Below are 6,630 nucleotides of genomic sequence, written 5' to 3'. Positions count from 1 at the left end.
ACAGAGTTATAGCACCTGCGCCCTCAACCAAGCCGCTGGCAAACTCAGCAGCTTCCGGGAAGTCGGGACGTAAGCTCTGGTGCTAAATACATCGTATTGATTGCGTTCAATCCGATCGAGAATTTGGCTATAGAGCATTAAAGCCGCCGCAACGGGCCAACGAGCATCAGGGCTAAGGGCACCAATCCCCTGTTCGGCTTCAACGTAGAATTTGCGTGCCCGTTGAATTTGGAAACGCATCAATTCGCGCCATCGCTCATCGACTACGCCATTCATCAGATCCTGTTCGGTGTAGTTAAATAACGCTAATTCTTCGAGGGGCAGGTAAATGCGACCTCGACGGGCGTCTTCTCCGACATCTCGCAGGATGTTAGTGAGTTGGTTAGCAATGCCAAGTGCGATCGCTTCCGAGGTCGGAATATAAATCTCTTGATTGCGTTTCCAGGGTGCTGTATACGGTTCCGTATCGACACCCATCACCGCAGTAGACATCAACCCCACCGTCCCGGCAACCCGATAGCAGTAAAGATTGAGTTCCTCAAAGGTCTTGTATCGGCTGCGGTAGAGATCCATTCGCTGACCCGCAATCATATCCCGAAATGGTTCAATATCCATCGGGAAGCGTTTCAGCGTATCTACCAAAGCCACATCCGGGTCGTCTAGGGGTTCGCCGGCAAAAACAGATTCTAGCTGTTTTTCCCATCGATCCAAAGTTTCAGGAGTCGTAATCGCAGCTGAGGCACCGTCTACCAGTTCATCGGTGCGACGACACCAAGCATAAATTGCCCAGATGGCACGGCGCTTGGCTGCTGGCATCAGCAGCGTACCCAGATAAAACGTCTTTGCGTACTTAGCCGTAATCTGGCGACAGAGTTGGTAAGCGTCCTCTATTGAAGCCAGCGTTCTCATGCGCGGGAAATTAGACAGTTGCAGCATTCAGTACAGGCACCAGAGATTGTCAGTTTTCCGTTGTCAATTGTCAATTGTCCTGAGTCTGTTGTTCTTTGGTAGCAGGTAATAGATAGTCAGATATTCGGGAGTAGACTCTTTCCCCCTAACCATTACCCACTAACGACTAACGCCTGATCGGTGACCGTTGACGATTGATCGGTGACTACTGACGACTGACTGCTCACAATTGCCTGCGCTGTCAGCTTACCAGAAAGTACGGCACCTTCCATACTCGCTAGGTAACGCTGCATGGTGTAATCACCCGTCAAATAGAAATTCGCAATCGGTGTTTCTTGGGAAGGACGATATTGCTGACGCCCTGGAGTTGCCTTGTAGACTGAACGAGGGGTTTTGACAACGTGATATTTCAGCAACTTGGCTGGGTTCTCACCCCCAAAATGATCGGGAAAAAGTTTTTCCAATTCTGCAACGGTGGCGTCTACAATTTCCCCATCCGATTTGCTAATCCAATCTTTTGCTGGTGCCAGCACTAATTCCAACATTGAGCGGTCGGGGTTCGCATATTCGCGACAGGTGTTGCTCATGTCCGCGTAGACACTAAGCAAGGGCGATCGCGAAAACAGCAGATGGTCAATTTGAGTTAATTTTCGGTCAAACCACAGATGCACGTTGATGACCGGGACACCCTCTAAGCCGTCTAGCTTTTGGAAATACTCCATCTGACGCCAAGGTTGAGGCAACATCACCTTCAGGGGGTCAACCGGCATTGCAGATACATAAGCATCCGCCGTAATAATTTCATCCGCAGCACCATTCAACCCGCGAATCAAGAATCCCCGCACCGTGCCATCGGCATTGAGCAAAAATTCCTTGATCGGCATATTCAACCGCACTTCCCCACCGCGCTCGGTGATGTAATCTACCATTGGCTGACACAACCGCTCGGTCGGGGAACCATCCAAAAATGCCATTTTTGAGCCATTTTTTTCCTGAAGGAAGCGATTGAGGGCCGTCAGCAATATCGTGGCAGAAATTTCATCCGGGTTAATGAAGTTCAGTGCCTTGGACATGGCAATGAAAACTTCTTTTTCTACCCGTGGAGGGATGTTTTGCTTTTTCATCCATTCCGACCACGAGTATTTATCCATCTCCTCAACGTATTTTTGGCCCTGAACCATCGCCGGAATTAAACCAATTCCGAAGCGAATTTTTTCAGGCCAAGTCAACATATCGTTGTTGCCCAGAATCGCTGTGACGCCATTAAATGGTGCCGGAATATCCGGAAAGTCAAAGCGAGAATAAGTACCGGGGACATCAGGTTGGTTAAAGATCATTGTGTGTTCTTTCCACTGCAATCGATCTTCAATACCGAGTTCCTTAAATAGCTGCAACATATTGGGATAAGCCCCAAAAAAGATGTGCAGTCCGGTTTCGTACCAGTCGCCGTCTTCGTCTTTCCATGCTGCCACCTTACCGCCTAGAACGTCCTGACGTTCTAGAACGATGGGAGTGTGACCGGCATCTGTCAAATATTTGGCGCAGGAAAGCCCTGCTAAACCCGCCCCAGCGATCGCAACTCGCATCTGATGGTCTACCCTTATAGCTGCTTGCGTGTTTGGTCGCTCTCATTATACGTTGCATTTCGTTACAGAAGATAGCGCTACCCCACTGCAAATCTCTGTAAAGTTGTCACCCTCTCCCGATCGATGAATATTAGCTGCGATCGCATCGGGGCAATAATGAGAAATTATCGTCCAGAGCTGAACCCGCAGGAAAGACCGATGAGTCACGACAATCCCGATGCACCTCAACCACTCAGCGAACGAGATAGGGCACTGGCAAAGGAGCTTGCAGCAGTACGCGCTCAAAGACAACGCCTGTATGAAAAGCTAAATGGTTCCCTAAAAGCGTTGTTTAGCCATTGTGAGTGGAGAATCACTCATCACGACACTGGAATGACAGAATTAGTTGTCATCTGCCCTAGCTTGGTCATTTATCAACGGCTATTAAAAAAAGTAATTTCCATTCAAACTCGGCTTGAAGATGCTATTGAAATTAAACAGACTAGATTTATTCTCTGTTATCCTCCAAATCCTCAAGCTTTTTATGAGCATGAAGTGACAATACAACAAGATTTCAATCCTGATCCTTATTTAGATTTAGATGAGAACGAGGAGTTTTAGGAGATTAGGGAGAGAAAACTTAAACCCCAAGGGTGCAATCGTACCAAATCGTCGCAATGACAATAAGGAAAAAATAGATGCTAATTGTCCGCATTGCGAGCTTTGTTTAGCTCTAGCATTCAATGGTGCGGACAATATTTTATCTAGCGAGGCCAGGGAATCCTAGTATCGGCAGCAATTTGGCGACCGATGACAGCCGCACCATAGCGATTTAGATGGCTGGGGTCGGCAAAATAGCCATTTTGGTTTGTCCACTGTCTGGATAAGTCGAGAAAGATGAATCCTTTAGCACTAGATTGGCGAACCATATAAGGTCTAAATTGTTGCTCAGCTCTAAGACGAGTTCGGTCTAAATAATCTCTACTTAAAGGCAGGTTGATGAAGAATACTGGAATCCGACGCTGCTTGGCAAATACCATTAAATTATTCAACGCCGCCTCCTGCTTACCTCCGAGTTGGAAGGCACTGTAATCACTGTCATAAGCGCCTGCAACTCGCGGCTTTTGTCGATAGTAAATAGCAGGATTAAAGCGAATATTTACGGGAAGAAATCCATTGGCGTCGATTGCCGCTGCCGAGTAGTCGGGAGTCAATCCTCCTAGAGTATTTTGAGCCAGTATTGTCTCGCTGGACGGCTGAGAATTCAAAAGGGTGATATTAAACTGGCTTTCGTTCTGGGGAATTTCGTCTAGGTTGGTATCAGCAACTGAGTTGAGGTTTGGAGGTGGGGTCGCTGTTAAGAGTGTATCCGGGCGGTTAGAGGGTGTAATACCACTTAAGGGGCGATTGCCCGTTAATAAGCGCTTGTAGCCTGGAGAAGCCAAAATCAAGTTATAAGTCCGATCTACACGCCCACTGTTAAAGGCTCTCACTCCATCCGCCCACACAATGAGTTTCGGCAACTGCTCTTCGGTTAAAATTTTCCGCAACAACAAATCAATCACTTGGACAGTCGCACCATTCACCCCGAAGTTAAAGATTTTCAATCCCCCAAAACCTTTACCCGCTAAAGCTTGCTGCATCTGTTTGGGATCGACTCCCTGCAAAGAGCGGGAACTGCCTACAATTAAAATATCGGGTGGGCCAAGGGCAGCGATGTAGGACAGATAAAGAACTAGCTGATTATCAAGCAATTGGTTGTTAAAGGTGGGGTATTTTAACTGAAAGCTGGTTGCAGCGGCTCTTTGTTGGGCTACCTGCAAAAAAGCCATATACTCGATAATTTTCTTCTGGGCATAGACTCGTTGGGGACTGTCGGGTGGTATGGCTTGCAGGGATGCGATCGCGCTTAGCCATGTTTGGGCAACTTCATCCCAGTCCGCCGCCGATCTAGCCGTTTGAGCCAGGGTAGCAGCCCTGTTAGCGTAGTTAATTGCCTCCGACAAGGAATCGCTCTTAGTCGCTGCTGTTGTGGCAGCTAAGGGCTGAACCAGCAGGTTCCTATGGGTAATTTGGGGTACTAGCGTTGTCGAACAGCCAATCGCCACCAAACATCCTGCCACGACGGCAGTAAAGCGGGACAAGAAGCGATGATTCGCAGCAAAAATAATAAAGAGTCGATATATCATTGAGTTTCTCTCTTGCCTGATACTGCTCATTCCTGACAGCAAGATAGAATAAATCCAGCAAATTGTTCTCAGTATATTAAGTTAGGTAAGGAGAACACGAATCGCATGGGCAAGGTAGTCGGCATTGACCTCGGAACAACCAACTCAGTCGTAGCTGTCATGGAAGGCGGCAAGCCCGTTGTCATTGCCAATGCGGAAGGCATGAGGACTACTCCCTCCGTGGTAGGCTTCAGCAAAGACGGGGAACGCCTAGTTGGACAAATGGCACGGCGGCAAGCCGTTCTAAACCCGCAGAATACGTTTTATGCGGTAAAACGGTACATCGGACGAAAGTATGCGGAACTCAGCCCCACCTCGAAGCAAGTTCCCTACACGATTCGGCGGGATGACGAGGGCAACATTAAAGTCAAATGCCCCAGACTGAAGCGGGAATTTGCTCCAGAAGAAATCTCGGCAATGGTGCTGCAAAAGTTGGCAGATGAGGCGAGTCGTTATCTGGGACAGCCGGTGACGGGCGCGGTGATTACAGTTCCGGCTTATTTTAATGATTCCCAACGGCAAGCGACGCGAGATGCTGGGCGAATCGCCGGGTTGGATGTATTGCGGATTCTTAACGAGCCAACGGCTGCATCTTTGGCTTATGGTTTGGATCGCAAGGATACTCAGACGATTCTGGTGTTTGACTTGGGCGGCGGTACATTTGACGTTTCCATCCTGGAAGTGGGGGATGGAGTGTTTGAGGTAAAAGCCACCAGTGGCGACACCCAATTGGGCGGGAACGATTTTGACCGAAAAATTGTGGATTGGCTGGCAGAGCAGTTTCTGGAAAAAGAAGGGGTAGATCTCAGACGCGATCGCCAAGCCTTACAACGCCTCACGGAAGCCGCCGAAAAAGCCAAAATTGAGCTGTCTGGCGTTACAGTCACCGATATTAACTTACCTTTTCTCACTGCCACGGAAGAAGGTCCTGTACACTTAGAAACCAGGTTGACGAGGGCGCAATTTGAAGGATTGTGTGGGGATTTGGTGAGCCGATTGAAGGCACCCGTCAAACGCGCTTTAGTGGATTCTGGTCTGAACCCCTCCAAGATTGATGAAGTGGTGTTAGTGGGCGGTTCTACTCGCATTCCCTTGGTGAAACAGCTGGTTCGTAGCTTAATTGACAAGGAACCAAACGAGAACGTTAACCCAGATGAAGTCGTGGCAGTGGGTGCCGCAATTCAAGCGGGAATCCTCGCCGGTGAAGTCAAAGACGTGCTGTTGCTGGATGTCACGCCTTTGTCCCTAGGATTGGAAACGATAGGCGGCGTGATGAAGAAACTCATCCCCCGAAACACAACGATACCCGTGCGGCGTTCGGATATCTTCTCGACCGCTGAAAATAACCAAACTTTGGTGGAAGTTCACGTCCTGCAAGGGGAACGGGAAATGGCGGCTGATAACAAGTCGCTAGGGCGGTTTAAGCTCACTGGCATTCCCCCAGCACCGCGAGGAGTGCCCCAAGTTCAGGTATCTTTTGATATTGATGCCAACGGGATTTTGCAGGTGACGGCGTTAGACCGGACGACAGGGCGAGAGCAGAGCATCACCGTTCAAGGGGCTTCCACTTTAAGCGAATCGGAAGTTAACCGGATGATTCAGGAAGCCGAGCAATATGCCTCAACAGATCGGGAACGGCGCGAACGAGTGGAGAAGCGCAACCGCGCCGAAGCACTGGCTTTCAGTGCGGAACGGCAACTGAAAGAAGTGGCGCTGACCTATGGAATGCAGTTTGCTGCCGGTCAGCGGCGTCGCATTGAGAACATGGTGCAGGAACTGCGCCAGAGCATTGGCCGCGATGACGATCGGTCTGTGGATCGGGCACAAAGCGATCTCCAGGATGCTCTCTACGAGCTGAACCGAGAGGTGCGGATGGAATCAATGGAGGACGAGGACGACTTTTTCGGATCGATCCGTCGCACGTTTTC

The 6,630-nt window shown here is 49.3% G+C and carries 5 protein-coding genes; 2 read left to right on the top strand and 3 right to left on the bottom strand.

Features of this window, described 5'->3' with window-relative positions:
- Nucleotides 1-6: 6 nt before the first annotated feature.
- Together crtB and pds are read right to left on the bottom strand one after the other, a co-directional pair.
- Nucleotides 7-936 carry a 15-cis-phytoene synthase CrtB gene (gene crtB / locus H6F50_RS05760; protein WP_190410266.1) on the bottom strand — a complete coding sequence of 310 codons (930 nt, stop codon included), beginning with the start codon at nt 934-936 and terminating at the stop codon, nt 7-9.
- Between the two features lie 125 nt (nt 937-1,061).
- Complete coding sequence (pds, locus tag H6F50_RS05755) at nt 1,062-2,495, bottom strand: 15-cis-phytoene desaturase (protein WP_190427344.1); 1,434 nt, start codon at nt 2,493-2,495, stop codon at nt 1,062-1,064.
- A gap of 198 nt (nt 2,496-2,693) precedes the next feature.
- Here pds and H6F50_RS05750 point away from each other — a divergent pair, with 198 nt between their 5' ends.
- Complete coding sequence (locus H6F50_RS05750) at nt 2,694-3,095, top strand: hypothetical protein (protein ID WP_190427342.1); 402 nt, start codon at nt 2,694-2,696, stop codon at nt 3,093-3,095.
- Between the two features lie 143 nt (nt 3,096-3,238).
- On the opposite strand, the gene H6F50_RS05745 is transcribed toward H6F50_RS05750, so the two are convergent.
- The gene (locus H6F50_RS05745; protein ID WP_190427338.1) at nt 3,239-4,663 is read right to left on the bottom strand and encodes a hypothetical protein; all 1,425 of its coding nucleotides are present in this window, start codon (nt 4,661-4,663) and stop codon (nt 3,239-3,241) included.
- 105 nt (nt 4,664-4,768) lie between these two features.
- On the opposite strand from H6F50_RS05745, the gene dnaK reads away from it, so the two are divergent.
- On the top strand, nt 4,769-6,630 hold a 1,862-nt coding region (gene dnaK / locus H6F50_RS05740; protein ID WP_190427335.1), incomplete at its 3' end, for a molecular chaperone DnaK.

This window comes from Coleofasciculus sp. FACHB-712, assembly GCF_014695635.1.
Classification (GTDB): Bacteria; Cyanobacteriota; Cyanobacteriia; order Cyanobacteriales; family FACHB-T130; genus FACHB-T130.
This window is presented reverse-complemented; position numbering and strand designations above follow the sequence as displayed.

Coding starts and splice junctions, on each gene's coding strand:
- crtB (WP_190410266.1), bottom strand. CDS start 936: ATGCTGCAACTGTCTAATTTCCCGCGCATGAGAACGCTGGCTTCAATA.
- pds (WP_190427344.1), bottom strand. CDS start 2,495: ATGCGAGTTGCGATCGCTGGGGCGGGTTTAGCAGGGCTTTCCTGCGCC.
- H6F50_RS05750 (WP_190427342.1), top strand. CDS start 2,694: ATGAGTCACGACAATCCCGATGCACCTCAACCACTCAGCGAACGAGAT.
- H6F50_RS05745 (WP_190427338.1), bottom strand. CDS start 4,663: ATGATATATCGACTCTTTATTATTTTTGCTGCGAATCATCGCTTCTTG.